Genomic DNA, 25,827 nt, shown 5'->3' on the forward strand with positions numbered 1-25,827 from the left:
ACTTCGCATGACAGACACCATCGACCGACTGGCCGGCCTCGAACAGGGCAGCCCCACATTCACCACTCGCCACGAGCGCGAAAAAGTCGCTCTGGCCACCCAGGCCTGCGAAGACCTGCTGCTGGGCAATCAGCTGGACAGCGATCTGACCCAGGCCGAGCGCCTGGTGCTGGCTGCCGAGCAGGCCCGCGTCAGCGGCGTGAGCATGCTGGAAGCCGAATACCGTGCGCGCGCCGAGGCCTTGGGCCAAGCCATCACGCCCGAGCTTCGCGCCATCCTCGATCAGCCCGGTGCCCAGACCGGCAATGCGCGCCTGGACGCCATGCTGCACTTTGTGCGCACGCTGGCCCTGAACCCGGCCCAGAGCGATCAGGCCGCGCTGCTGGCCATTCCCGCCGCCGGCCTGTCGCTCAACGACACCGTGCTGCTGGCCCAGCTGATCGGCTTTGTCTCGTATCAGGCCCGCCTGCTGGCGGGTGTGAAGGCCATGGGAGAGCTGGGCGGCGCGACCGAAGCGCCGGCCCCCCAGCCTGCCGATGCCGCGCCCTTTGTCCACCCCGCCAATCTGCCACCGCCCGGCGAGCCGCTGCGCCGCAACGGCTTTACCAGCGAGACGCTGGACTGGAAGGCCTGGCTGCAGGTGCTGGACCCCGACACCGCCACGCCCGAGCAGCAGCAGGTGCTGGAGGTCAGCCACCCCAAGGCCAAGAGCATGGACTTCTATCTGCTGCTGGCGCGTCAGCCCCAGGTGCTGCTGGAGCGCTCCCAGGCCTTCAACGCCATCATGTATGCACCCGGCGGCCTTTCCCGCGCCGAGCGTGAAGTGGCGGCCACTGCCGTCTCTCGCTCCAACGGCTGCGTGTACTGCGCTTCGGTGCACGCTCAACGCTTCGAGCAACTGGCCAAGCGCAACGATGTGATGGCCCAGCTGTTTGACGAGCCCGAGACCGCCGGCACCAATGCCCGCGAGCGCGCCATCATCCAGGCTTCGCTGACACTGACGCGCACGCCGGGCGGCTTTGGCAAGCAGCATCTGCAGCCGCTGCGCGATGCAGGTCTGTCCGATCTGGAAATTCTGGACATGCTGCACTCGGCCGCACTGTTTGGCTGGGCGAACCGCCTGATGCTGAATCTGGGTGTGGAAATTTACACCACCCCCTGAGTCGCTTTGCCTAGGCGGCCCAGCGCCTTCCCCCTCTCTCTACGCGCTGCGCGCTACGGGAGGGGGACGACAGCGTCGCTGCGCGGCGGCGCTTGCTTGCTGTCACTGGTTTTAGGCCGTGCCGTTTTTGGCACGGCTTTTCTTTTTTTGATAGCTGCTTGCGCAATTAAAACCGTAATCTCAGAACAAATACCTCCTAAAACCTATTTGAATCAAGCGTTAGCAGCTATCAAATTTCAGGCTATTTACCGGTGAACACCGTCAGCACGCCGGCTAGCTGATGCACATGTGCGTCCATCAGCTGTGCCTCGGCCACCAGGCCGATCAGAGGCACCGGCCCCAGCGCATGGCGCAGCAGCTTGAGCTCGGCATCGGCGCCGCCAAACAGCTCGCTGCCCCGTCCCTTGCTGCTCACATAGATGGCACCGCGTATATGCTGGGGCTGGGCCGCCTCGGCCATGGTCTCGGGGCCGGCATCGGCAAAGTCGGGCTGCAGCGCGTCTTTGAGGGCCGCGCCCATCTGCATCAGCTCATGACGGGCCGCGCTGCTCTGGCGCTGGCAGAAGATCACCGTATGCTCGGCCTCCACGGGCGACGACAGCGCAACGCCCTGGCGCACCGGATCCAGCCCCACAATATGCAGCACCTGGGCCTCGTCGGTGAGCGCCCCGCGCTCCAGACCCCGGCCCAGCGGGGCAATCGCGGCCTGGGTCTTGCGCAGCTGCGACAACGCAGCCTGCCAGCCGCCTCCGGCGCTGGGGCTGGCTTCCACATCCAGCATCTGCAGCAGTCGGGGCAAGGCGGGCTCGCCTTCGAGCTCCAGCACCACCGGGCCTCTGGCCTCGGTAATTTCGAGCCCCGCGCCCAAAGGCGCGCAGCCCTGGGCCAGTCTTGAAATACAGGCTACGTCAGCATCGAAGGCCACGCCGGAAAAGCCGGCATGAAAGATGCCGACGCTGGCCTGGGCACGCAAGCGGGGCAAATCTTCGGCGCGGCAGGCAAACTGCACGCCCTGCTCGCTGCTGAGCGCCCCGAACAGATTTCCAGAGCTGATGCGCTCGGAAAGCTCTAGCAGCAGCTCAGCGAGATCAGGCTGATCGATGCTGGAGTGCACCAGGGCCGAATGCGCCTCGAATCCGGCTTCGGCGCCGCTTTGCGCCAGCGGTGCCACGCCGGAATAGACGCGGTAATGGGCTGCGGGCAGGTCCAGCAGCATGACCGCCAGCGAGGAACTTTCGGAATACTCATGCTCCATGGCCAGTACGGCGTGACCGGAGCTGCCCACCCAGTCGGTGACCTGGGGCAACTCGCGCGCCAACAGCGCCAGCAAGGGCTGCGCATGGGGCACCAGCCCCTGCGCGATATAGACCAGACCCAGCCGGTGCGGCTGCAGTGACTGGCGCAGCAACTGCCCACGCAGCTGCAGCACGACTTGCTCAGTCGCAGCGCGCCAGTCTTCATGGCTGGCATGAGCGACGGGAAACAGTGACATAAGCCCTCCTGTTCTTGCTGGAGCGTGGATGCCTTGCAACCACGATTTTCCACCTTAGCGGGAAGGGATTGCTCAGGGCTTGCGCGAGGTAGCAGAGGTTTTGGCTGTAGTCTTTTTGGCGGCAGGCTGCTTGGCAGCAGTTTTTTTAGCGGCTGCGGTCTTGCTCGCTGCCGTTTTGGGTTGACTGGTCTTGGCCGCAGCCTTGCGTGCAGGCTTGGGTTCAGCTGTCGCGGCGCTCTTTGCCGCATTCTTTTCCGCAGTTTTCGCCGCAGCTGCAGTGCCAAAGCCGCCAGCCTGCGCCATCACCTTTTCCATGGTGGACTTGGCAAAACCGCTGGCCATCTCGGTGGCGCGCTGGGCGGCCGCCAGCGTCTCGGGCGGCACGGGCTCGGCCATGGCCTTGGCCGCGATCTGCTGGAACTGCTGGGTCAGCGCTCCCCACCATTGCATGGCCTGGCTCAGGGCGGCCTGAGAAGAGGGGCCCGCCTGGGTCCGGCTGTCGGCCTCGGCCGCTGCGGGCTCTGCTTCAGGCTCCGGCTCTGCCGCAGGCTCGGCGGCTGGCGCGGCCGTGGCGGTCCCCATGGGCCAGCCGGTATTGCCGGTCGCAGCGGGCTCTGCCGGCGCTGCACCGGGGAAAGGAAAGGACTTGGCCAGCTCGCTCATGCTGACATTCATGTCCTTGAGCGTGGACAGCGTCATGCGCTGCACTTCCAGCGCCTGGATGGTGGCAGCCAGGGCGCGGCTGTTTTGTTCCAGCCAGAACTGCACGGCTTTCAGCTCGGCAATGCGCTTGTCAACCTCTTCCACGCTTACGGTGGGAGCCACCCATTGCGGCACGCGGCCCATGGGATTGGCTGCAGCGCCAGCGCTTTGCGCCAGCCCCTGCAGAAAATCAAAGCCGGGAATGAACTTGCCGAAACCAAATGCCGATGCGTCGCCGCTCATAGTGCTCTCCACTGCAGGGATGGATACCAGAATCCGCATCCGGACGGGACCGGACACGGAACTAGCTTACTGCACTTGCGATGTTTGCTGCAAACAAGGGAGCAGGTCGCGCGCCTGGCTCAAGTCATCAATGCTGATGACCACCATGACCCATGTGCTGGTGCCCGGCACCAGCCGCCGCAGGGGCAGCCACGCGCACCGGCAGCTGCAGGCTCAGGCGCGACACTGCGCCCTTGGCATCCTTGAACACCAGGGTCACAGGCACCTGGCTGTCCTTGACCAGCGGGGCCTTGAGCTGCTGCAGCATCAGGTGATAGCCGCCGGGCTTGAGATCCACGGCCACGCCCTGGGGCAGATCCAGGGCCTCGATGGCGCGCATGCGCATCACGTCGCCCTCCATCTTCATCTCGTGCACCTCGGCCACGGCGGCGGCCGTGGTTTCCACACCGACGAGCTTGAGCGGCTCCTGGGCCGTCAGGCGCATAAAGGCCCCCGAAGCCTGCTGACCCGCCACGCTGGCGCGGGCCCAGGCGTTCTCGACCTTGACATGGGCCGCATCGGCATGGGCCCAGGCGGCCTCCGAAACCAGCAGCGAAGCGACCAGCGAACCCAGGGCCATCACGGTAAAACGACGCGTATTCATGAAACCATCTCCATTCAAATTCAGTCTGGACTTACGCAAACAAGGGGGCATCAAGATGCTCTCCTTGAAACCAAGACCTTGCTTGGGCCTGATTTGCGTATGTCGTGTCAATCTCAAATCGATCTGAGACGCTTGACCATCAAGCGCCTTCAGCTATGTTTTTCAGGGTTTCAAAGGGCGGCGCACGTACGGGCGGAAGGGTGGAGACAAAAGCTCTGTGAGCGACCTCGGCCCAAGGCCGGGCATCGACAACGGCGCGGTGACTACCCGGATCTGGCTGCCGCGCTGGCGGCGGCGCCAGCAGCGGCAGGCACAGCGCGCAATCCAGTCCATGCGGGGTGGCGGCATCGTCGCTGGCGGGGCTGGGCACCCAGTGTGTGCTGCCGCTGGCCGTGCACACAGCCTCCCAGCCAGCAGGCGGCGTGGCGCGCGCCCAGGGCGTGAGCATGCTGACCAGCAGCACGCAGAACCACGCACCCAGCACCCAGCGAGCCAGAAGGGCTGCCGGTTTGTGCCGAGGAGGGTGCGCGCGCCAATGCATGGAGCGATTGTAGAAGCCGGCCCGCTATCCGGTTGGCGACGCAGGGCTTGCGCCACTTGCCTCTACGATAACTGGCCACGTATACCTATTCACAACCACCGATCAGGAGACAAGCATGCTGACTTTGTGCGGATTTTCAGCCAGCAACTACTACAACAAGGTCAAGCTGGCCTTGATGGAAAAGCAGATTCCCTTCGCGGAGGAGCTGGCCTGGCTGGGCAGCACCAATCCCGAGGAATCGCCGCTGGGCAAGGTGCCGTATCTGCGTACCCAGCATGGTGCCATCAGCGAGTCCGACGCCATCATCGAATATGTGGAAACACTGTCCAGCAAGGTGCCGCTGCTGCCCGCAGACCCCTTTGCTGCCGCCAAGGTGCGTGAGCTTTGCGTCTATCTGAATCTGCACCTGGAGCTGGTGGCGCGCAACCTCTATCCCCAGGCCTTCTTCGGCGGCAAGATCAGTGACGGCACACGCGACAAGACGCTGGAGCAGTTGAAAAAGAACATCGCAGCCTTTGCCAAGCTGGCCCGCTTCGATACCCCGTTCATCGCGGGCGACAGCTTCACGCTGGCCGACTGCAGCGCCATCGTGCATCTGCCGCTGGTCAGCAGCGCCAGCAAGATCCTGGGCGGCAGCGATTTGCTGGCCGAACTGCCGGTGCGCGACTATCTGGCCCGCATGAGCGAACGCCCCACGGTGCAAAAGGTCAACGCCGACCGCAAGAGCAACACCGAGGAGCTGATGGCACGCATGCAGGCCAAGGCTGCGCGCTGAAGCGTGCCGGGTACGGGCCCGGTGATGCTACGCTCGGCCCCATCATGCAAAGCGCTTTTCATCTTGCCTACCACGTCACCGATCTCGACCAGGCCCGCCGTTTCTACGGCGGCGTCCTCGGCTGCCGCGAGGGCCGCAGCACCGACACCTGGGTCGATTTCGACTTCTTCGGCCACCAGATCTCCCTGCACCTGGGCCAGCCCTTTGCCGTGAGCAACACCGGCAAGGTCGGCAACCATATGGTGCCCATGCCCCATCTGGGCGTGATCCTGCTCAAGCCCGACTGGCTGGCCCTGGCCGAACGCCTCAAAGCCGCTGGCACCACCTTCATTCTGGAGCCTCAGGTGCGCTTCGAAGGCGAGCCCGGTGAGCAGTGGACCATGTTCTTCACCGACCCCTGCGGCAATCCCATCGAGGTCAAGGGATTTGCCAACTGGGAAGCGGTTTACGAGCACTGATCTCCCCTGAGCCGCTTCGCGTCTTCCCCCAAAGGGGGACGACGACCTTGGCTGCGGGGCGGCACTTGCTGGCCGTCTCGCGCTTGGACTGCGCCAGTGCCACAGACCCATCACTTCGAGCAAGGCCAGATGGGGAGCCTGTATAGATTGAGCGGAATCAGCACTCCAGCGCTTACCTGGATTGCGGCAGCAGCCATCAAATCAGAATCTCACCTACAAGCTACCGAGCACTCTCCATGAATCCCAGCAAACCGCTGCTGCGCTGCGTGGGACTGCCCATCGCCGACGCCAGCAGGCCGGGCACTTCGGTCCACAGCGAAAACGCCTTGCGCGCCCGCGTGATGCCGGTATAGACCAGCTCGCGGCTGAGCACGTTGCCGCCCTGCGCGGCCAGCACCAAAGCCGTGTGCTCGAACTCCGAACCCTGGCTCTTGTGCACCGTCATGGCGAATGCGGTCTCCACATGGGCCAGGCGCGCCGTGCTGACATGGTGCAGATGTTCGCCCTGCATGAAGTACACGCGCAGCCGCGCCGAGTCGGCAAAGCTGGGCAGGACCATGCCGATGTCGCCGTTGAACACGCCCAGCTGCGCATCGTTGCGCGTGACCATCACCGGACGACCCATATACCACTCGCCCTCCTTGCGAATGACGCCCATGGCCTGCAAGGCCTGCTCCACCGCGCGGTTCAGGCCCGCCACGCCCCAGCTGCCATCGCGCACGGCGCACAGCAGGCGGTAGCGGTCGAAGGCGGCCAGCACCTCCCTCACCCATTGCCGGTGCTCGGCCTCGGTGGCAAAGCCGCGCCCCTTGCCCTGCCCATGTCTTTCCAGCACCTCGGCATAAGCGGCATAGCTGGCCATGCCGCCACGGCCTTGCACGGCGCTGCGCACCACGGCATCGACCTCACCGCCTTCACGAGCCCAGAGTTCGGCATGCTGACCAGCCTGGGTTTGCGTGCGCAGCAGCGCCATGGCAGCCGGTGCATCGCCGGCATTCACGGCCTGTGCCAGCTGACCGATAGGGCCGCCAAAGCGGCGGCTCTCGCGCAGCATGACAGTGTGCTGGGCCAGCGGCAAGGCCCTGGCCGGCGCCAGGTACTGCCCAGGCAGAGACTGGCCCGTCACGCGCTCGACATAGGCCGCGGTGTCCGGCGCGTAATTGCCCCGCTGCGCATCGCGGCACAGATCGCCCAGCACGGCACCGGCCTCCACCGAGGCAAGCTGATCCTTGTCGCCCAGCAGAATCAGGCGCGCCGTAGGCGGCAGGGCCTGCAGCAGCGCGGCCATCATCTCGAGGTGGATCATGGAGGCCTCATCGACAATGAGCACATCCACATCCAGCGGATTGCCCGCATGGTGGGCAAAGCGCCGCGTGTCGGGCCTGGCCCCCAGCAGCGAATGCAGGGTGCGTGCCGCCCCCATGCGCTTGACCAGCGCTTCCAGATCCAGCTCGCGGCCCACGGCCTCCTTCAGCTCCAGCAGCGAGCTGTCGATGGACTGCTTGAGCCGCGCCGCCGCCTTGCCGGTTGGCGCAGCCAGCGCGACGCGCAGCTGGGTGGCATCCGGCGCCGTGGCAAACAGCAGCGCCAGCAGGCGGGCAGCGGTATAGGTCTTGCCCGTGCCCGGCCCGCCGGTGATGACGGACATGCGCCCGCGCAGCGCCAGCGCGCAAGCCAGCTTTTGCCAGTCCACAGCATTCGCGGCAACGGTGGACGAGCTGAAAAGCCGCCCCAGCCAGTCGCGCACCCTGGGCTCGTCAAGCGCCACCGCATCGGTCGCCGTGCGCTGGGTGATGTGTGCGGCCACGCTGCGTTCATAGTCCCAGTAGCGGCGCAGATACAGCATGGGCGCAGCGCCGTCCAGCAGCACCAGCGGCTGACCTCGATCTGCCGCTACCGTTCCCGGCTGCACGACACGCACCACGTGGCTGCGACGCAGGGCCTGCAGCCAGTCAGCCAGCCGGCCGGGCAATTGCTCCCATAGCGATTGCTGCAGACGCTCGGCCTCCTTGGGCCAGGCGAGAACCTGATTGGGATCGCCAGCCAGCGCCTTCAAGGGCAGGCAGCTATGACCGCGCCCCTCCATCTGCGCCAGCACGGCGGTGGCTACCAGCAGCGCAGGCCCGGCCTCGGCGTCCTGCGCGGCGACAAAGGCCGCCAGGGCGCTGTCCAGGCGGCGCAGCAGACCCGCATCGGCCAGTCGCTCCAGCGCGGCCAGCCAGTCCGTCGTGCCTAGTGCAATCGTGTCACCATCCGCGGGAGCTGCAAACAGGTCCAGCGTCTGCAGATCGGCTTTGCGGCGGCCCTTCATGGCTGCACCTCCTTCGATTCTCTCTCGCAGTCGCCAAGCAGCGCCTCAAGCCCGTCCAGCAGCGCCAGCGGCGGCTTCAACACATGCATGCCGGCGGCCTCGCCATCAAGACCGCGCAGGAAGAAGTAGAGCGCGCCGCCCAGTTGTTCGCGGGGGTCGTAAGCCGCGCCCAGCCGACTTTGCAGCAGGCGGTGCAGAGCCAGCAGATACAGCGCAGCCTGCACGTCATAGCGGTGCTCGAGCATGGCCTGCTCCAGCGCCTGAGGGGCGTAGGCCGCGCCGTCCTGGCCCAGGTGGTTGGTCTTGTAGTCCAGCACCCAGTAACGACCGCCATGGTGAAACACCAGATCGGCAAAGCCCATCAGCATGCCGTGCAGCTCGCGCTCGGGCAGCACCGGGCGCGGCTGGCCGGTAAGGATGTGCCGGCGGCACAGCGCGTCGATACGCGGTGCCGACAGGCGCCGCGCCGGCAGCCAGAACTCCATCTCGGGCAATAGCGCATCACCTTCGCCCAGCTGCGCCAGCGAGACGCCGAGCGGCGCCAACGGCTGGTGCACCACTGCGCGCAGCCACTGCAGCACATCGGCGGCCTGCTCCTTGCGGCCCGCGCGCTCGCAGCGGCGCAGCAGGCGGGCCGCCAGGGGTTCACTATTGTCGGGATCATCCTCGGGCTGCAGCGCAAAGTCCTCAGCGGCCAGCCATTCCAGCTGGTCGTGCAAGAAATTGCCCACCACCGGGCCGCGCATGAAGCGGTGCCACACCGCAGCATCGCTGCGCGCACCGGCGGCGAATCCGGTCAAGTTGGGCAGGGCGGTCATGACCTCGTTGATGACGCCCAGGTCCAGCGCAGCTTCACCCGCCTCCAGGGCCTGCAGCGCACGCTCGTCCTCGGCGGGACTTTGTGCGGGCACCGGCAGGACCGGCAGGCTGGGTGCGGCCATGGCGCGGGTCAGCGACGAAAAGCTGCCAATGCCCCAGCGGCGGTCGAACTGCGCCTCATACACGGGCGCGGCGGCCAGGGCGGGCAAGGCCTGCGCGGCAACATAGCGCGTGGGCACGGGCAGTTCGGCCGGCAGATCCACTACGGCGATCTGCGTGCAACGCTCGCTCAAAGCCTGGATGCTGGCGCGCCAGCTGGCTGCGGCCTGCGAAACATCTCCGGCCAGCAGATAGCCTGCCGCACCCTGTTCGTTCGCACAGTTTTTGCTGTTGCCGCGCTTCATGGGGGCCAGCCCCATCCACAGTGCATGGCGCGCTCGGGTCAGCGCCACATAGAGAAGGCGCAGATCCTCGCGCAGACGTTCCTTGTCGGCCTGCGCCAGCTGTGCATCGTCATAGTCCAGCACCAGCTCGCGCGCGGGTGCGCCATCGATCTGCACGGGCAGCGAAAGATAGGCTGCCTTGCCGTCCACAGGCCGGAAGCTGCCGCCAAACGGCAGGCAGACCAGCGGGTACTCCAGCCCCTTGCTCTTGTGCACGGTGACGACCTTGACCAGATCGGCATCCGATTCCAGCCGCACGATCTGAGCATCGCCGGCCGCGCCCGGGCTCTCGATCTGGGTGGCCAGCCAGCGGATCAGCGCCTGTTCGCCCTCCAGCTGGGCGCTCGCGCCTTGCAGCAGCTCGGCCAGGTGCAGATAGTTGGTCAGACGGCGCTCGCCGCCCATGTCCTTCAGCCAGCGCGCCGGCAATTCAAAGCGGTACAGCGTCTGGCGCAGCATGGCCAGCACACCCAGGCGCAGCCAGAGACTGTGCAGTTCCTTGAGCAGCTCGCTGCGCGCATCGAAGGCCTCGTCATCGCTGGCCAGCCATGCGAGCTCGTCAAACGACAGACCCATCATGGGCGTGGCCAGACCGGCACGCACGGCCAGTCCGTCCAGAGGCGCGGCCACGGCACGCAGCCACAGCAGCAGATCCTGTGCCTCGCCGCTGGCGAAGACCGAGTCCTGATCGGAGAGATAGACCGAGGCCACATTGCGCCGCGCCAGCGCACGGCGCACGGCAGCGGCCTCCTTACCCGTGCGCACCAGCACCGCGACATCGGCCGGGCGCAGGCGCTGCAGCGGCTGGCCGGCCTCGGCAAAGCCCGTGGCACCGTCCATCAGCCACTGCACGATCTGGCTGGCGCAGAACTCCGCCCCACGGCGGCGAATGTCGTCATTGCTCAGCGGCTCATCGCTGCTGCCATCCCAGGCAATGGTCAACGCTGCCATGCGCTGGCTGCCCTGCATCAGCCGCTCCTTGCGGCCATTGGCCTTGACGCTCTCGAACGGCAGCGGATTGCTCTGCCCGGCGCGGAACATGAACGCACCCTCGCCTTCGCGCACTTCAGCCTGCACAAACCACTGGTTGACCGCATCGACCAACGCCTCGGTGGAGCGGAAGTTGGTGTCCAGCACATAGTGGCGGCCCTCGGTCGCCTGCCTGGCCTGCAGATAGCTGTAGATGTCCGCACCACGAAAGCCGTAGATGGACTGCTTGGGGTCGCCGATCAGCAGCAGTGCGCTGTCCGCGCTGTTGTCTGCCGTGCGATAGATCTGGTCGAACAGCCGGTATTGCAGCGGCGAGGTATCCTGAAACTCGTCAATCAGCGCCACCGGATACTGGGCCAGGATGCCGGCTTGCAGCGCGGGGCCGTTGTCGCCAGCCAGAGCCGCATCCAGGCGCTGCAACATATCGGCAAAACCGAAAGTGCCGGCCTGGCGCTTGAGCCACAGCAGGCGCTGCTGCACGTGGACTGCCGCATGCAGGCGCAGCGCCACCTTGATCGACGGCAGCTCGGTCAACGCTTTCAGCAATTGCTCCAGCTCGGAGAATTCAGTGGGCAGCAGCAAGTCCATGGTCGAGCCCTTGAAGGCCTCGGCCATACCCTCTGGGCACAGGCGCTTGCGGGCGGAGTCGCTGAGCTCCAGAGGCTGGTTCAGTGGGTCTTGCGCCCAAACGGTCAGCGCCGCAAACCAGCCTGTGTAGTAGCGAGCCTGCAGCTTTCGCTTGTCCCACAGCGCGGCGCGGCCGTCTAGTTCACCCTCGATCCAGCGCAACATGCGCTCAGCCTTGGCTTCCCAGCCATCGGCCAGCGCTTGCAGTCGCTGCGCACGCTCTGCATTTGTCTGCGTAATGCATTCGCCCAACGACCAGACACCTGCCACAGCGGGCACGTTTTCGCGCAGCAGCGATTGCATGTCTTTGACCAGCGCATGCACATCGGGCCAGACCTGCAGCGCCGTCTCCAACACCTCGCCCGACAACGGGTAGCACTGCTGGCGCCAGTAATCCTGGGCAGCTTCGGTCTGACGCTGGCTTTCATCGGCCTCCAGCGTTTCATCAAACAGATTGCCGCTGTCGAAAGCATGCTCGCGCAGCATGCGCTGGCACCAGGCATCTATGGTGTGAATGGCGGCATCGTCCATGCACTGCGCAGCCATGTCCAGCCGCCAGGCCGCTGTGTCGCGCTGCTCGCCTTCGGCATAGGCATCGCGCAGGTCGCGCAAGAAGCTGTCGTGCGCCGCCGGTTCGGCCTCGCCGCGAAAGCATTGCACGGCCTCGATCAGGCGTGCGCGAATGCGGTCCGACAGCTCGCGCGTGGCGGCCCGCGTGAAGGTCATCACCAGAATGTCGGGCGGCATCAATGCTCGGGCAAAGCCGTTCTCTGCGCCGTGGCCCAATACCAGCCGCAGATAGAGCGCGGCAATGGTCCAGGTCTTGCCTGTGCCCGCGCTGGCTTCGATCAGGCGCGAGCCCCAGAGCGGGAAATGCAGGGGCTGCAGCGCCTGGCTGCCGGGCTTCATCGGGTTGGCGGGCGCGCTCATGCCGGCTCTCCTGGTTGTTCGTTCTGTTCTGCGCACTGCATCAAGGGCAGATCCTCCGTCTGCACCTGCGCGGCCAGCCAGTCATGCAGCGGGCCATAGACCTGCTTGGCCAGGGTATGAAAGCGCAGATCGGCCGTCAGCGCCTCCCAGTCTGGGTAGCAGCGCGCCCAGCTGGGGTCTTCGCATTCGCCGCCCAGCATGTAGCCGCCCTCGTAGGCCTGTGCGGCGGCGCTCAAATCGTCCAGGCCGGCTGCGATGGCGGCTTTGAGAGGCAGCGGCAAGGGCTCGTTCTGGCCCGCCAGCCACAGCTGCATCAAGGCTTGCAGGCGCTGCGTGGCCGCCTCCGGCTCCAGCGGCTGCACCCAGACCAGGGTGTCGCGTGCGATCACGCCCATCAGCGTGTCGCTGCCCCTGCTTGAAAGCGCCAGACTGCGCACATAAATGGGCAGCAGTTTGTGGGCCTGAAGCTCGCCTTTCTTGTTCAGCAGCGTGCGCGGCTCCAGCGCGAACCAGCAACGGCTGTGGCCCGCATCCGAAGACGGCTCTTCACGCTCCTGCAAGCCATCCATCCAGTCATCCAGCGTGACCACATCGGAGTGCAGCAGCAAACGCTCGCGCGGCGCCGCATGGGGCCATAGCCGCATCTGCTGCTGCCACGCCAGCAGCGACGGCGTGGCCTGGGCCTGCAAGGCCTCGGCCTCGCGCCTGCCAAGACCTGCCAGCGGCAGCACGCCTGCACGACCCAGGCGCTGCACCTGGCGCTGCACTTGCATGCCCACGTCCAACGCCGCATCGTGCGCCAGCTGCGTGCGCACGCCTTGCTGCAACTGCTGAATCAGGCCGTAAGCGGTCAGGCCGTCGACGCTGAAAATCTCGTCGTCCTCCACCAGATCCTCGTCCTGCTCAAAGCGCACCTGCAGGCGGTTGCGCAGAAAGCTGCGTGCGGGATGGCGCAGAAATTCCGTCAGGCGCGTCAGCGTCAGCGGCACTTCGGGATCGGGCTCGAAGGCGGCCACGACCGGCAGCGCCTGCGCTTCCCGCTCTTCATGCGCGCCATACCATTCGCGCGCGAAGGTCGACAGGCCCGAAGCCTGCTCGAAATAGCGGCGGCTGAAGGGCTGCAAAGGATGCTGGCGGGTACGCTGGGCCAGCAGCAGATCTCCGCGCTCGCTGGCGGAAAGGCCTGAGCTGCCTTCGCCTTGCCAGCCCTGGCGCAGATAGTCGCGCAGCTGCGAGACCAGCACCGAAGGGGGCTGTTCGCTGTTGTCGCGCACATGGCGGCCGGCCCAGCTGATGTAGAGCTTGCTGCGGGCCGACAGCAAAGCATCCAGCATCAGCTGACGGTCATCGTCGCGGCGCGCGCGATCACCGGGGCGCTGCTGGCCGGGCAGAGCCATCAGATCGAAGTCCACGCGCGTGGCGCGGCGCGGGTAGTCGCCATCGTTCATGCCCAGCAGACACACCACTTCGAAGGGAATGGCGCGCATGGGCATCAGCGTGCAGAAAGTCACACCGCCAGCGCGAAAACGCTGGTTGAGCGCAGGCTCCGACAGGGCCTGCAACCAGGCCTCCTGCGCCACCTCCAGCGGAATCAGGGCATCGAAGCCCGCTTGCTCGCAGGCGGCCTGCCAGCCGACCAGGGCCGTGTCGAGTGCGGCGCACAAGGCCTGGTCCTCATCGCCCTGCGCGACAAAGAAGTCGTCCATCAGACTGCGAAAACGCTGGGCCCAGACCTCGGGAGCCGCGGCCGTTGCAGCCGTTTGCCACCACTGCAGCATGCGCCCCAGCAAGCTGGCCAGCGATCCGGCCAGCTCGGCCGTCAGGCCGCCCACTTCGTCATAGGGCTCCATGCCGGCAAAAGCCTGTGCCTCGTCGAAGGCGGCCTCCAGCGCCGGCCCGCTGGCATAGCCCAGCAGCATGCGGCGCAGGCCGAACCAGGCGCTGTTGGGATCACCGCAGGCTGCCAGGCCCAGTTGGGCGCGCTGCGCATGGTTGAGCCCCCAGCGAATGCCTGCGCCGGCCATCCAGTGCGTGAGCTGGGGCAGATCGTCGGCCTCCAGCCCCACGCGCGCCGCCACGGCGGGCACATCGAGCAGATCGCACAACTCGCTCAGACGGCAGCGCTGCTGAGGCAGCTTGAGCAGCCATTGCAGTGCTGTCACCAGCGGGCTGCTGGCGCGCGCGCCCACGTCGGCGATATCAAAGGGAATATGGCGCGCATCGTGGCGGCCGTACTGACCGAACACGGCGCGGATGGCGGGTGCCGCTTCTTCAATCGACGGCAGCATGACCACGACCTCGCGCGGCGCCAACGCTGCGCGGCCTGCAGCGGCAGGCTCGGCCAGCCATTGCAGCAGCTGGTCGTGCAGCACTTCGAGCTCGCGCACCAGGCCATGGGCCTTGTGAAAGACGATGGACTGGTCGGCCGCTGCGATCTCGACCGCAGGGTGCTCAGACATGGGTACCAGATCGCGAATGCGCTGCTGCACCTGGGCCAGCAGCGGTGCGTCGATCAGCTCGCCCGCATCCGCCTCGTCATACACATCCACACGCGGCCAGCCCCATTGCACGGCGGTGTCTCCCGTGGTGTCGAAGGCATCGAGCTGGCGCACATAGTCGCGGCTCTGCCGGCCCCAGGCCGCCAGCAGCGGATGGGCATGGGCGTGCATGGCGGCCAAGGGAATCTGCGCCAGATCCTTGCCGCCCTTGTCGGCATGGCGGCGGCGCTGCTGGCGCAGCAGCTCGCGCCCGTCGATGGCATCGGCCCAGTGAAAGCGGCAGGGGTTGGGAACGGCAATCAGCACCTGGCTGTGCTGGGCAATGCCGCTCAGAAACTGCATCAGCGACAGAGGCATCTGGCTCATGCCGAACACCACCACGCGGCGCGCCAGCGGCGTGACCGGCGGCTGACCGCTTTGCAGCGCGTCCAGAATCCGCGCCAGCAGTGCCGGGCGGGTGGCAGCACGCTCCTGTTCATTGAGTTCGGCCAGTACCTTGCGCCACAGCTGGGGCTGCCAGAGCTGCCCTTCTGGAACGGGTACATCGGGGCGGCCCGCCGTGCGCAGCACATCCTCGCCCTGCTCCCAGGCGGCCAGCCAGTCGGCGCGGTAGATCTGGTACTGGTCGAACAGGTCGGCCAGCTTTTCGGCCAGCTGCAGCAGGCGCTGCGGCTCGCCGGGGCGCAGAAAGTTGGCGATCGGTGCGAACGCGGGCTCGCCCAGGCATTGCGGCAGCAGACGCATCAGGCGCCAGATCATGGGCGTCTTGTCCAGCGGCGATTCACGCGGCACCTCATGCCTGCCCAGAATCTGCCGGTAGCTGCGCCAGACAAAGCGCGCCGGCAATTCGACCTGTGCTGCGGCGCACACGCCCTGCTGCTCGGCCATGCGCATCTTGAACCACTCGGCCATGCCGTTGCTTTGCACCAGCACGATCTCGGGCTCCAGCGCCTGCAAGGGATGCGCCGCCAGCCAGGCCAGCACGGTATCGGCCAGCGCCTCGGTCTGGTTGCCGTGAATGGCGATCAGGCCCGGCTGCCAGTTCGCTGCCGATTGCGACGCCCTTGATTGCTGCTCTGCTGTCACACGCGCTCCTGTGCCTGTCTGTGCACGATGAAAGCTGCAAGCTTAACGGCAGCATGCAGGCGCTATCAAATGAAAAGCTGGTTGCACATGCCTACAAAGCGAACTGGAGCTGAAACACCTTGAGATCGAGCCAAAGCAAGCGCAAGCCGCTCTGCTTTTTGCTGCCCACGGCCTATTGCAGACATTCAAGGCGGCAATGAGAAAAGCCCTGGATCATTGCTGATCCAGGGCTTTCAATCTGGTGGCCTGGGACGGAATCGAACCGCCGACACAAGGATTTTCAATCCTCTGCTCTACCGACTGAGCTACCGGGCCTTTGCTGTTCAGCAACTTGAATTTGCTGAAGCGGCGATTATAGGCATATTTTTCCGCGTCCTGCCCCGCCGGGGCATTCCAGCCCGAAGCATTCACCGGTCTGCGATACCAGTGGAGAAGAATCAGCCGGATGCAGAAAAGCCCTGAATCATTGCTGATCCAGGGCTTTGAATCTGGTGGCCTGGGACGGAATCGAACCGCCGACACAAGGATTTTCAATCCTCTGCTCTACCGACTGAGCTACCGGGCCTTTCATCAACACCCTTGAGCGCCGAAGCCACGATTATAGGCACACTTTTCGACCCCAAATCGAAAACTGCGATTTTTTTGGAAATTATCCGCGGCGATTGCGACCAAGGTCCACGCCTAGCTGGCGCAGCTTGCGATACAGGTGGGTGCGCTCAAGGCCGGTCTTCTCGGCCACGCGCGTCATGGAGCCGCCTTCGCGGGCCAGATGGAATTCGAAATAGGCTTTTTCAAAGCCGTCGCGCGCCTCGCGCAAGGGGCGGTCGAGATCGAATCCTTGGTGCGAGTTGGGCAGATTGTCTTCCGCCGCCTGGGCCGTGATGCTGACCACGGCCGATGGCGCTGTGCCGTTGCTGGCATGCGCTGCAGTTTCCGGGCCCTGGCTGGAGGTGCTGCGCGCCAGCCCCTGCTCCACTGCCTTGAGCAGCTTCTGCATGGTGATGGGCTTTTCGAGGAAGGACAGTGCACCAATGCGCGTGGCCTCGACGGCCGTTTCGATGGTCGCATGACCGCTCATCATGATGACGGGCATGGTGAGCTGACCGGCCGTGGCCCATTCCTTGAGCAGGGTGACACCGTCGGTGTCCGGCATCCAGATGTCCAGCAGCACCAGATCGTAGTTGTGGGTGGCCCTGGATACGCGTGCCTGCGTGGCGTTCTCCGCCACGTCCACACTATGACCTTCGTCGTTGAGGATTTCCGACAACAAATCCCGGATCCCCAGTTCGTCGTCGACCACTAGTATGTTTGCCATGTGTCTAAAGCCTGTTGCTATGCCTTGTGCGAAGCGGGATCAAGCCGTCCCTGCACGGTCGTTAGGTACAAATGATAGCGACACTCGCGCGCCTTGCACTATCCCGTCTTCCTCTCGATTACCCAGGTCCACTCTTGCGCCATGCTCGTCGGCGATTTTTTTGACCACGGCCAAACCCAGACCTGTGCCGCGAGACTTGGTGGTCACATAGGGCTCGAAAGCTCTTTGAAGAATATTGGGAGCAAAACCTGTGCCACTGTCGCTGATGCTCAGGCGCACCCGCTGGGCCGTGTCCATCCAGCGGGTTTCGATGGTGACGGATCCTGGAGTCTGCCCTGTTTCCTGCGCTCTTTGCGCCGTGGAATCTTGCGCATTTTGCAAAAGATTGTGGATGACCTGACGCAATTGCTGGCTATCGCCCTGAATCAGCGGACAGGCTTCGTCGAGCGATGCCTCCACACGCACCGCCGCATTCTCTTCGCCATAGAGCTGCAGCACCTCCGCGACCAGTGCATTCAAATCCAGCGCTTGCAGATTGGCAGCCGGCAAACGTGCGTACTCGCGAAACTCATCGACCAGACGCTTCATGGCGCCCACCTGATCGACTATCGTCTTCACGGACTTGGCCAGCAGCGCCTGCTCCGCAGGCTGCAGCTTGTCGGTCAGCTTCATCGCCAGACGCTCGGCAGACAGCTGAATCGGCGTCAGCGGATTCTTGATCTCATGCGCCACGCGGCGCGCCACCTCGCCCCAGGCCTGTGCGCGCTGGGCAGAGACGATCTCCGAGATGTCGTCAAACACCAGCAGGCGCTGGTCGTCGGGCAGCTCCGCGCCGCGCATGACCAGGCTGGTGGTGTTGTGCACCACATCGCCGTTGCCGTTGCCCGCGTCCAGCTCATAGACCTGCTGCCAGCGGTCCCGCCCCTGCTCGGCCGAAGCATCGCCGAGAAAGATCTCGAACTGCTCCTGCACCACGCGCGCAAAGTCCTGCAAACCAGAGACATCGCGCAGGCGCTTGCCCTGGAACACCGCCATGGGCGCACGCAGAATGCGTGTTGCACCAGGGTTGCTGAGGACGATGCGCCCGGAGCGATCGAGCACGATGACGCCCGAAGTAAGGTTGTCCAGAATGGTCTGCAGATTGCTGCGCGCCGCATCGAGCTGCAGCAGGTTGCGGTTGGCGTCGGAGCGTGCGTCGGCCAGTTGCTGGGTCATGACGGCAAAGGATCGCGTCAGCCCGCCAATCTCGTCCTTGCTCTGCAGCGCAGGCTTGGGGCGCAGATCTCCACGCGCCACATCGCGCATGCCCTGGGCCAGCAACAACAAGGGCTTGGCCAGTTGGTTGCCCAGCACCACGGCCAACACCACGGCCCCAAACACGGCCAGAAAGAGTGCCAGCGTCAGAGTACCGATATACATGCGCTGCAATCCACCGCGAGCAAGTGCTCGCTCCTGATACTCGCGATTGGCCTCCTGCACGGCCAGGGCATTGCTGACCAGGGCTTGCGGCAGGGGAATCGTGGCCTGCAGATAACGCGCCTCCTCCAACAGATTCACCGCCGAGCTGGGCACCAGCGCCAGTGTGCGCACCTTGGCGTTGGCCGCAGCCTGATCGGCAGGCACGTCACCGGCATCATCCAGGCCTTCGATGCTGGCCACGGCACGCTGACCGCCCTGCTCCCTCAAGCTGCGCAGCAGCTGGGTGTTGGGCCGCTCGGGCGCGAGGCTGAACTGAGACTGACCGGCACTGGCAATGGCCTTGCCTGATGCATTCCAGAGCACCACATCGGAGGCTCCGATCTGATCTCGGATGCGCTCCAGCATCAGTGCCGCCCCTGCATCCGAAGTCTGAGACAGCTGAAGGCCTGCCGTGCGCGTGTTGTTGGCCATGTCATTGGCCACGGTATCCAGCGTGGCACTGGCCAGGCTCACGCCCGCAGACAAGGCCCCCTCGACCTTGACGTCAAACCAGCTCTCGATGGAGCGTGAGACGAACTGGTAGGACACCACATAGATCAACAAGCCCGGCAGCAAGCCCACCAGGGTGAAGATGCCAGCCAGCTTGAGCAACAGCTTGCTGCCAAAACGCCCGCGCCTGAGCCGCAGAGCCAGGCGCAAGCCGCCCCAGAACAGCACCAGCAGCAGCAATCCGGCCACAACGACATTGGCGGCAAACAGCCAGTTGTAGTTGCGCTCGTAGGCCAGCCGGTTATTCGTGGCCAAAGTCAGCAGGAACAGCAGCAGCACCCCCACCACCACCATCAGCGCCACGCCCGTGCCAACGGCCCAGCGCGTGGCGCGCGACCAGCGCGCGGCAGAGGAGCCGCCGGCTTCGCCGTCCGGGAGCTTGATGTCAGCCATCAGGGAGCGGCCTCCAGCGTCTGCGTGCGCGACAGCTGCAGATTCCAGCCCGAGCGCCCCAGAGCCCCAATCTGCAAAGGTCTGGGCAGGGACGACAGATCTACGCGAAAGCGCAGTTGCACCGAGACGCCGGAAGTGGAGCCGAGCTGACCGGACTCCAGAATCTTCCAGCGGTAAATGCGTTGAATGGCTGCGATGGCATCCTCCAGCTGCTCGTAGGACTGGCCCAGCGCCAGTCCGGTGCCGCTGCCGCCGGTGAAGGCGGAATTGGAGATATGCAAACGCCAGCGCCTGGTCAGCGGCTGGTGCGTAATGCGGTAATAGCGGGTGGCGACGCCCAATTGCTGATCGGACCAGTACCAGCGCTCGCGCTGCACCTGAGCCTCGGCAATGAAATACATGGGAATGCCCTGGCGCAGGGCATCTTCAACCTGACCGGGCAGCTCGAACTGCAGATTGGCCGAGAGAAACACCCCCTCGTCGGTACGCGTGACCTGCATGGAGCTGATATCCGGCGGCACGGTATCGGCCCGGGCCAGCACGAAAACCAGGGACAGCGCCAGCACCAGCGAAGCTGCACGGGCCGCACGCCGCAAAGCCCCCGCTACAGCGTTAGCGCAATTTTTCCAGCAGAGCGTAAAAAAAGCCGTCGTGGTCACCCAGGGGATTGTCTGCCACGGAATCGTGTTTGGCAGCTTTGCCGGGAATTAAATGACCCGGAGCAGGCAAGCTGGCCGCCGTAGTGTTGCGTGCAAGAAACGCTTGCATCTGGGCATCGCCCTCTGCCTTGAAGACCGAGCAGGTGCAATAGACCATGCGGCCGCCGGGCTGCAGCAGCGGCCACAGGGTATCGAGCAGCCTGGACTGGATGTCTGCCAGCTGGGCCACATCGCTCTCACGGCGCAGCCAGCGCACATCGGGCTGGCGACGCACAATGCCAGATGCCGTGCAAGGCGCATCGAGCAAGATCGCATCGAAGAGCTGACCGCCACATTGCGATTCAAACCACGCCTGGGGTGTGGACGCATCGGCCACCAGCACCTTGGCCTTCAGGCCCAGGCGCGACAGGGTTTCACCGATGCGGCGAGCCCGCTCGGGGTCAATCTCCAGGGCCGTGACTTCGATGCCGCCGGGCGCAGCGCGCTCAAGCAGATGGGCAGTCTTGCCGCCGGGTGCAGCACAGGCATCCAGCACGCGCAGCGGGCGGCCCTGGGGCTGGGGCAAGCCAGCCAGCAGCAGCGGTGCAGCGGCCTGTGCCGCGCCGTCCTGCACCGAGGCCCAACCTTCTTCAAACTGCGGCAGCTCCTGCACAGGCACCGCCTGCTCCAGCTGCAGACCGCATTCGGCGACTGCGGTCGCTTTCAGATTCATGGCTTCCAGCGCCTTCCGATACTGAGCTGGAGTGCTTTTCTGTGCATTCACCCGCAGCGTCATGGGCGGCTGGGCGTTGTTGGCCGCCAAAATGGTCTGCCAATCCTGGGGATGGTCTTTTTTGAGCCGGGCAATCCACCATGCAGGGTGATTCCAGACGGCCACAGGATCGTTGTCGGTCGCGCTCACCAGGGCATCGCGCTCGCGCAGAAAGCGGCGCAGGCAGGCGTTGATGAAGCCGGACTGCGCGCGTGCCGCGCCGTTCTTGGCGGCTTCCACGGCCTGGTTGACCAGGGTGAAGGGCGGATATGGGGCTTGGGTCTCATCCCAGGCCAGAGCCAGCGCCGTGCTCAGCAAGGCACTGACCTTGGGTGCCGGTGGGCGCGGCGCCAGTTGCTTTTGCAGCGCCTGGGCACGCCCCAGATTGCGCAGCACCTGGAACAGCAAGGCCTGCACTCCCGGACGCAAGCGCTGCGGCACCTGTGCCAGCACAGCCTTGCTGGACTGACCACCCAGGATGCCGTGCAAAGCCTTGGCCACTGCATCCAGCTGTTGCCACAGGGCAGGAGCGTTGGGCACGGCAGCACCGGCAGCGGCGTTCTTGGGTTGGGAAGGCTTGGAAGTCATGAAGAGCAGACCTGAAAATCTTGTAGAACTGACGCAGACCAGGATGCACAGCGGGCATTTCTATCGAGAAAACACCATGCCTGATCCGAGCTTGCGCAAGTCGTGTCTTGATCAATGAAAAACGCTCCCGTCTGCACAAGGCAGAGCGGGAGCGCGGTGCATCAGCAGCGAACCGCAGCCGTTTCCGGCCGCGGCCCAGTGCCATGCTTAGTCGGCAGAGGCGTCGCCAGCAGGTGCTTCGACGTCATCAGCCAGCACACCGGCCAGCTCGGCTTCTTCGGCTTCGGCGATGGCACGACGCTCGGCATCGTCCATTTCGTCCTTGGCCTTGCGAGCCTGGTGATAGGCCAGACCGGTACCGGCGGGGATCAGACGACCCACGATCACGTTTTCCTTCAGGCCACGCAGTTCGTCGCGCTTGCCCATGATGGCAGCTTCGGTCAGAACACGGGTGGTTTCCTGGAAGGAAGCCGCAGAGATGAACGAGTCGGTCGACAGCGAAGCCTTGGTGATACCCAGCAGCACGTTGGAGTACGTGGCAGGCAGCTTGCCTTCCTTCTGCATCTGTTCGTTGGTGTTGAGCACCTCGGAACGCTCGACCTGTTCACCCTGGATGTAGGTGGTATCGCCGGAGTTCTCGATGATCACGCGACGCAGCATCTGACGCACGATCACTTCGATGTGCTTGTCGTTGATCTTCACACCCTGCAGACGGTAAACGTCCTGCACCTCGTCCACGATGTAGCGCGACAGCTCTTCGATACCCAGCAGACGCAGGATGTCTTGAGGATCGGCAGGACCGTCAACGATGGACTCGCCCTTGTTCACCACCTGGCCTTCGTGGACCAGAATGTTGCGCTCCTTGGGCACCAGTTCTTCCCAGACCTTGCCTTCCAGATCGGTGATCTGCAGGCGGATCTTGCCCTTGGTTTCCTTGCCGAAGGACACGGTACCGGTCATCTCGGCCAGAGTGCCCTTGTCCTTGGGCGTACGGGCTTCGAACAGTTCGGCCACACGGGGCAGACCACCGGTAATGTCGCGGGTCTTCTGACCTTCCACAGGGATACGGGCCAGCACTTCGCCGGGGCCCACGTCCTGGCCGTCGCGCACCTGAATCAGGGCGCCGACCTGGAAGCCGATCGTCACGGCGTGGTCGGTACCAGGGATCTTGACTTCCTGGTTGTTGGCGTCGATCAGCTTGACCTGGGGACGCACCACCTTGGCAGAGCCACGACGCTTGGGGTCGATCACCACCAGAGTGGACAGACCGGTCACTTCGTCGACCTGCTTGGCCACCGTCAGACCTTCTTCCACATTCTCGAAACGCACTTGACCGGCGTATTCGGTAATGATGGGTCGGGTCAGCGGGTCCCAGTTCGCCAGGATCTTGCCGGCCTTGATGGCTTCATCGGGCTTGATGGTCAGCACGGCGCCGTAGGGCACCTTGTGACGCTCGCGCTCGCGGCCGTTTTCGCTGATCACGATCTCGCCGGAACGCGAAATCACCACCAGCTCGCCCTTGGTGTTGGACACATAGCGCATCGTGCTGTTGAAGCCGATGACACCATTGGACTTGGCTTCCACGCTCGAGGCGATGGCGGCACGCGAAGCGGCACCACCGATGTGGAAGGTACGCATGGTCAGCTGCGTGCCGGGTTCACCGATGGACTGGGCAGCGATCACACCCACGGCTTCGCCGAGGTTGATCAGGCCGCCACGACCCAGGTCGCGACCGTAGCAGGTGGCGCACAGGCCGAAACGGGTTTCGCAGGTCAGAGCCGTACGCACCTTGATTTCGTCCACGCCCTGGGCTTCCAGCTCTTCGATGGTGTCTTCGTTGAGCAGGGTACCGGCAGGCACCAGCACGGCACGGGTTTCAGGGTGCAGCACTTCTTCGGCGGTCGAACGGCCCAGCACGCGGTCGCGCAGGGATTCGATCACTTCACCGCCTTCGACGATGGCGCGCATCAGATAGCCGTTGGAGGTACCGCAATCCTGTTCGTTCACGACCAGATCCTGCGTCACGTCCACCAGACGACGAGTCAGGTAACCGGAGTTAGCCGTCTTCAGCGCCGTGTCGGCCAGACCCTTACGGGCACCGTGGGTCGAGATGAAGTACTGCAGCACGTTGAGGCCTTCGCGGAAGTTCGCGGTGATAGGCGTCTCAATGATGGAGCCGTCAGGCTTGGCCATCAGACCACGCATACCGGCCAGCTGACGAATCTGCGCTGCGGAGCCACGGGCGCCGGAGTCGGCCATCATGTAAATCGCGTTGAACGATTCCTGATCGACTTCGTTGCCATGACGGTCGGTGGTCTTCTGGACCTTGAGCTGGTCCATCATCACCTTGGACACGTCGTCGCCGGCCTTGCCCCAGATGTCCACCACCTTGTTGTAGCGCTCGCCGGAGGTCACCAGACCCGAGACGTACTGCTGCTCGATTTCCTTCACTTCGGACTCTGCGCGGGCCAGGATGTCGGCCTTTTGCGGAGGCACCAGCATGTCGTCGATGGAGATCGAGATACCGGCGTGCGTGGACAGACGGAAACCGTTTTGCAGCAGCTTGTCGGCAAACACGACCGTGGCCTTCAGACCGCACTTGCGGAAGGAGGCGTTGATCAGCTTGGAGATTTCCTTCTTCTTCAGCGCCTTGTTCATGTTGCTGAAAGCCAGGCCCTTGGGCAGGATTTCAGACAGCAGGGCACGGCCCACGGTGGTTTCCACGAGCGAGGTCACGGGCTCGAATTCGCCGGTTTCCTTGTTCTTGTTCCACTCGGTCAGGCGCACGCTGATCTTGGCGTGCAGCTCGGTCTCGCCGGCATCCAGAGCGCGTTGCAGCTCCATCAGGTCGGCAAACACCATGCCTTCGCCCTTGCCGTTGATCTTTTCACGCGTGGCGTGATACAGACCCAGCACCACGTCCTGCGAAGGAACGATGGAGGGTTCGCCCGAAGCGGGGAACAGCACGTTGTTCGAGGCCAGCATCAGCACGCGGGCTTCCATCTGCGCTTCCACAGACAGGGGCACGTGAACAGCCATCTGGTCACCGTCGAAGTCGGCGTTGAAGGCCGCGCAGACCAGCGGGTGCAGTTGCAGGGCCTTGCCTTCGATCAGGATGGGCTCGAAAGCCTGGATACCCAGACGGTGCAGCGTAGGCGCACGGTTGAGCATGATGGGGTGTTCCTTGATGACTTCTTCAAGGATGTCCCACACCACGGGCGTACCGGCTTCCACTTCCTTCTTGGCAGCCTTGATGGTCGTGGCAATGCCGCGCTGCTCGAGCTGCGCGAAGATGAAGGGCTTGAACAGCTCCAGCGCCATCAGCTTGGGCAGACCGCACTGGTGCAGCTTGAGGTAAGGACCCACGGTAATCACGGAACGACCGGAGTAGTCCACGCGCTTGCCCAGCAAGTTCTGACGGAAACGACCGCTCTTGCCCTTGATCATGTCGGCCAGAGACTTCAGGGCACGCTTGTTGGCGCCCGTCATGGCCTTGCCGCGACGGCCGTTGTCCAGCAGCGAGTCCACCGCTTCCTGCAACATGCGCTTTTCGTTGCGCGCGATGATTTCAGGAGCCTTGAGCTCGAGCAGACGACGCAGACGCGAGTTGCGGTTGATGACGCGGCGGTACAGGTCGTTCAGGTCGGAAGTGGCGAAACGGCCACCGTCCAGAGGCACCAGAGGACGCAGATCGGGAGGCAGCACGGGCAGCACTTCCATCACCATCCACTCGGGCTTGATGCCGGACTTCTTGAACGCTTCCAGCAGCTTCAGGCGCTTGGCGTTCTTCTTGACCTTGACTTCGGAGCCGGTCAGATCGTTGCGCAGGCGCTCGATCTCGACGTCGATGTCGATGCCTTCGAGCAGGTCCTTGATGCCTTCAGCGCCCATCTTGGCGGTGAACTCATCGTAGCCGTACTCGAGTTGCTTGGCGTCGTAGTCGTCCTCGGTCATGATGCTGAACTTCTTCAGCGGAGTCATGCCGGGGTCGGTCACCACATAGGCTTCGAAGTACAGCACGCGCTCGATGTCGCGCAGCGTCATATCCAGCACCAGGCCCAGGCGCGAAGGCAGGGACTTCAGGAACCAGATATGGGCGCAGGGCGCGGCCAGGTCGATGTGACCCATGCGTTCGCGACGCACCTTGGTCTGTGTGACTTCAACGCCGCACTTCTCGCAGATCACACCGCGGTGCTTGAGGCGCTTGTACTTGCCGCACAGGCATTCGTAGTCCTTGATCGGGCCAAAGATCTTGGCGCAGAACAGACCATCACGCTCGGGCTTGAAAGTACGGTAGTTGATCGTTTCAGGCTTCTTCACTTCACCGAAAGACCAGGAACGGATCTTCTCGGGCGAGGCCAAGCCGATCTTGATGGCATCGAAATGCTCATCAGGCGTAAATTGCTTGAACAGGTCGAGTAGCGATTTCATGT

15 protein-coding genes and 2 tRNA genes are annotated in these 25,827 nt (G+C 64.4%); 3 read left to right on the forward strand and 14 right to left on the reverse strand.

Annotated elements, in window-relative coordinates:
* Positions 1-7 precede the first annotated feature (7 nt).
* The gene (locus AAIL67_RS14540; RefSeq protein ID WP_343484284.1) at positions 8-1,162 is read left to right on the forward strand and encodes a peroxidase-related enzyme; all 1,155 of its coding nucleotides are present in this window, start codon (positions 8-10) and stop codon (positions 1,160-1,162) included.
* Between the two features lie 241 nt (positions 1,163-1,403).
* On the opposite strand, the gene AAIL67_RS14545 is transcribed toward AAIL67_RS14540, so the two are convergent.
* The 4 genes from AAIL67_RS14545 to AAIL67_RS14560 all read right to left on the reverse strand — a co-directional run bounded on the left by AAIL67_RS14545 (position 1,404) and on the right by AAIL67_RS14560 (position 4,783).
* Positions 1,404-2,654: an FIST N-terminal domain-containing protein gene (locus AAIL67_RS14545; RefSeq protein WP_003065653.1), complete on the reverse strand. Its 1,251-nt coding sequence runs from the start codon at positions 2,652-2,654 to the stop codon at positions 1,404-1,406.
* Positions 2,655-2,726: 72 nt separating this feature from the next.
* Positions 2,727-3,599, reverse strand: a complete 873-nt coding sequence (locus tag AAIL67_RS14550; protein ID WP_343484285.1) for a PhaM family polyhydroxyalkanoate granule multifunctional regulatory protein — start codon at positions 3,597-3,599, stop codon at positions 2,727-2,729.
* Between the two features lie 127 nt (positions 3,600-3,726).
* Positions 3,727-4,242 (reverse strand): copper chaperone PCu(A)C, encoded by a 516-nt coding sequence (locus AAIL67_RS14555; protein ID WP_034405223.1) that lies wholly within the window; start codon positions 4,240-4,242, stop codon positions 3,727-3,729.
* A 139-nt stretch (positions 4,243-4,381) separates the two neighbouring features.
* The gene (locus AAIL67_RS14560; protein ID WP_045840201.1) at positions 4,382-4,783 is read right to left on the reverse strand and encodes a hypothetical protein; all 402 of its coding nucleotides are present in this window, start codon (positions 4,781-4,783) and stop codon (positions 4,382-4,384) included.
* A 115-nt stretch (positions 4,784-4,898) separates the two neighbouring features.
* Between AAIL67_RS14560 and AAIL67_RS14565 the strand changes: the two genes are divergently transcribed.
* Positions 4,899-5,558, forward strand: a complete 660-nt coding sequence (locus tag AAIL67_RS14565; RefSeq protein WP_059441656.1) for a glutathione S-transferase — start codon at positions 4,899-4,901, stop codon at positions 5,556-5,558.
* A gap of 44 nt (positions 5,559-5,602) precedes the next feature.
* Positions 5,603-6,016, forward strand: coding sequence for a VOC family protein (locus AAIL67_RS14570; RefSeq protein WP_034405219.1), 414 nt, complete (start codon positions 5,603-5,605; stop codon positions 6,014-6,016).
* A 220-nt stretch (positions 6,017-6,236) separates the two neighbouring features.
* Here the strand turns inward: AAIL67_RS14570 and recD are convergent, their stop codons facing one another.
* The 10 genes from recD to rpoC all read right to left on the reverse strand — a co-directional run bounded on the left by recD (position 6,237) and on the right by rpoC (position 25,825).
* Positions 6,237-8,327, reverse strand: a complete 2,091-nt coding sequence (gene recD, locus AAIL67_RS14575; protein ID WP_343484286.1) for an exodeoxyribonuclease V subunit alpha — start codon at positions 8,325-8,327, stop codon at positions 6,237-6,239.
* Complete coding sequence (recB, locus tag AAIL67_RS14580) at positions 8,324-12,136, reverse strand: exodeoxyribonuclease V subunit beta (protein WP_343484287.1); 3,813 nt, start codon at positions 12,134-12,136, stop codon at positions 8,324-8,326. The genes recD and recB overlap by 4 nt, the downstream gene beginning before the upstream one ends.
* Positions 12,133-15,720 carry an exodeoxyribonuclease V subunit gamma gene (gene recC / locus AAIL67_RS14585; RefSeq protein ID WP_343484288.1) on the reverse strand — a complete coding sequence of 1,196 codons (3,588 nt, stop codon included), beginning with the start codon at positions 15,718-15,720 and terminating at the stop codon, positions 12,133-12,135. Before recC ends, recB begins: the two co-directional genes overlap by 4 nt.
* 239 nt (positions 15,721-15,959) lie before the next feature.
* Positions 15,960-16,035: transfer RNA gene (locus AAIL67_RS14590), tRNA-Phe, on the reverse strand.
* Positions 16,036-16,209: 174 nt separating this feature from the next.
* Positions 16,210-16,285, reverse strand: a tRNA-Phe gene (locus tag AAIL67_RS14595).
* Between the two features lie 84 nt (positions 16,286-16,369).
* Positions 16,370-17,035: a response regulator gene (locus AAIL67_RS14600; protein ID WP_224649554.1), complete on the reverse strand. Its 666-nt coding sequence runs from the start codon at positions 17,033-17,035 to the stop codon at positions 16,370-16,372.
* A gap of 39 nt (positions 17,036-17,074) precedes the next feature.
* Positions 17,075-19,396, reverse strand: coding sequence for an ATP-binding protein (locus tag AAIL67_RS14605; protein ID WP_224649553.1), 2,322 nt, complete (start codon positions 19,394-19,396; stop codon positions 17,075-17,077).
* Positions 19,396-19,965, reverse strand: a complete 570-nt coding sequence (locus tag AAIL67_RS14610) for a DUF4390 domain-containing protein (RefSeq protein WP_034359628.1) — start codon at positions 19,963-19,965, stop codon at positions 19,396-19,398. The genes AAIL67_RS14605 and AAIL67_RS14610 overlap by 1 nt, the downstream gene beginning before the upstream one ends.
* Before the next feature lie 43 nt (positions 19,966-20,008).
* Complete coding sequence (gene rsmB / locus AAIL67_RS14615; RefSeq protein WP_253233324.1) at positions 20,009-21,394, reverse strand: 16S rRNA (cytosine(967)-C(5))-methyltransferase RsmB; 1,386 nt, start codon at positions 21,392-21,394, stop codon at positions 20,009-20,011.
* A 207-nt stretch (positions 21,395-21,601) separates the two neighbouring features.
* Complete coding sequence (gene rpoC / locus AAIL67_RS14620; RefSeq protein ID WP_003065685.1) at positions 21,602-25,825, reverse strand: DNA-directed RNA polymerase subunit beta'; 4,224 nt, start codon at positions 25,823-25,825, stop codon at positions 21,602-21,604.
* Positions 25,826-25,827: the final 2 nt, after the last annotated feature.

Source organism: Comamonas sp. A7-5 (genome assembly GCF_039581385.1).
Lineage (GTDB): Bacteria > Pseudomonadota > Gammaproteobacteria > Burkholderiales > Burkholderiaceae_C > Comamonas > Comamonas thiooxydans.

Bases quoted from the DNA above. Each gene is read 5' to 3' on its own strand.
- recB (WP_343484287.1), bottom strand. From the start codon at position 12,136: ATGAGCGCGCCCGCCAACCCGATGAAGCCCGGCAGCCAGGCGCTGCAG.
- AAIL67_RS14545 (WP_003065653.1), bottom strand. From the start codon at position 2,654: ATGTCACTGTTTCCCGTCGCTCATGCCAGCCATGAAGACTGGCGCGCT.
- rsmB (WP_253233324.1), bottom strand. From the start codon at position 21,394: ATGACTTCCAAGCCTTCCCAACCCAAGAACGCCGCTGCCGGTGCTGCC.
- AAIL67_RS14550 (WP_343484285.1), bottom strand. From the start codon at position 3,599: ATGAGCGGCGACGCATCGGCATTTGGTTTCGGCAAGTTCATTCCCGGC.
- rpoC (WP_003065685.1), bottom strand. From the start codon at position 25,825: ATGAAATCGCTACTCGACCTGTTCAAGCAATTTACGCCTGATGAGCAT.
- AAIL67_RS14600 (WP_224649554.1), bottom strand. From the start codon at position 17,035: ATGGCAAACATACTAGTGGTCGACGACGAACTGGGGATCCGGGATTTG.
- AAIL67_RS14570 (WP_034405219.1), top strand. From the start codon at position 5,603: ATGCAAAGCGCTTTTCATCTTGCCTACCACGTCACCGATCTCGACCAG.
- AAIL67_RS14565 (WP_059441656.1), top strand. From the start codon at position 4,899: ATGCTGACTTTGTGCGGATTTTCAGCCAGCAACTACTACAACAAGGTC.
- AAIL67_RS14560 (WP_045840201.1), bottom strand. From the start codon at position 4,783: ATGCATTGGCGCGCGCACCCTCCTCGGCACAAACCGGCAGCCCTTCTG.
- recD (WP_343484286.1), bottom strand. From the start codon at position 8,327: ATGAAGGGCCGCCGCAAAGCCGATCTGCAGACGCTGGACCTGTTTGCA.
- AAIL67_RS14540 (WP_343484284.1), top strand. From the start codon at position 8: ATGACAGACACCATCGACCGACTGGCCGGCCTCGAACAGGGCAGCCCC.
- AAIL67_RS14605 (WP_224649553.1), bottom strand. From the start codon at position 19,396: ATGGCTGACATCAAGCTCCCGGACGGCGAAGCCGGCGGCTCCTCTGCC.
- AAIL67_RS14555 (WP_034405223.1), bottom strand. From the start codon at position 4,242: ATGAATACGCGTCGTTTTACCGTGATGGCCCTGGGTTCGCTGGTCGCT.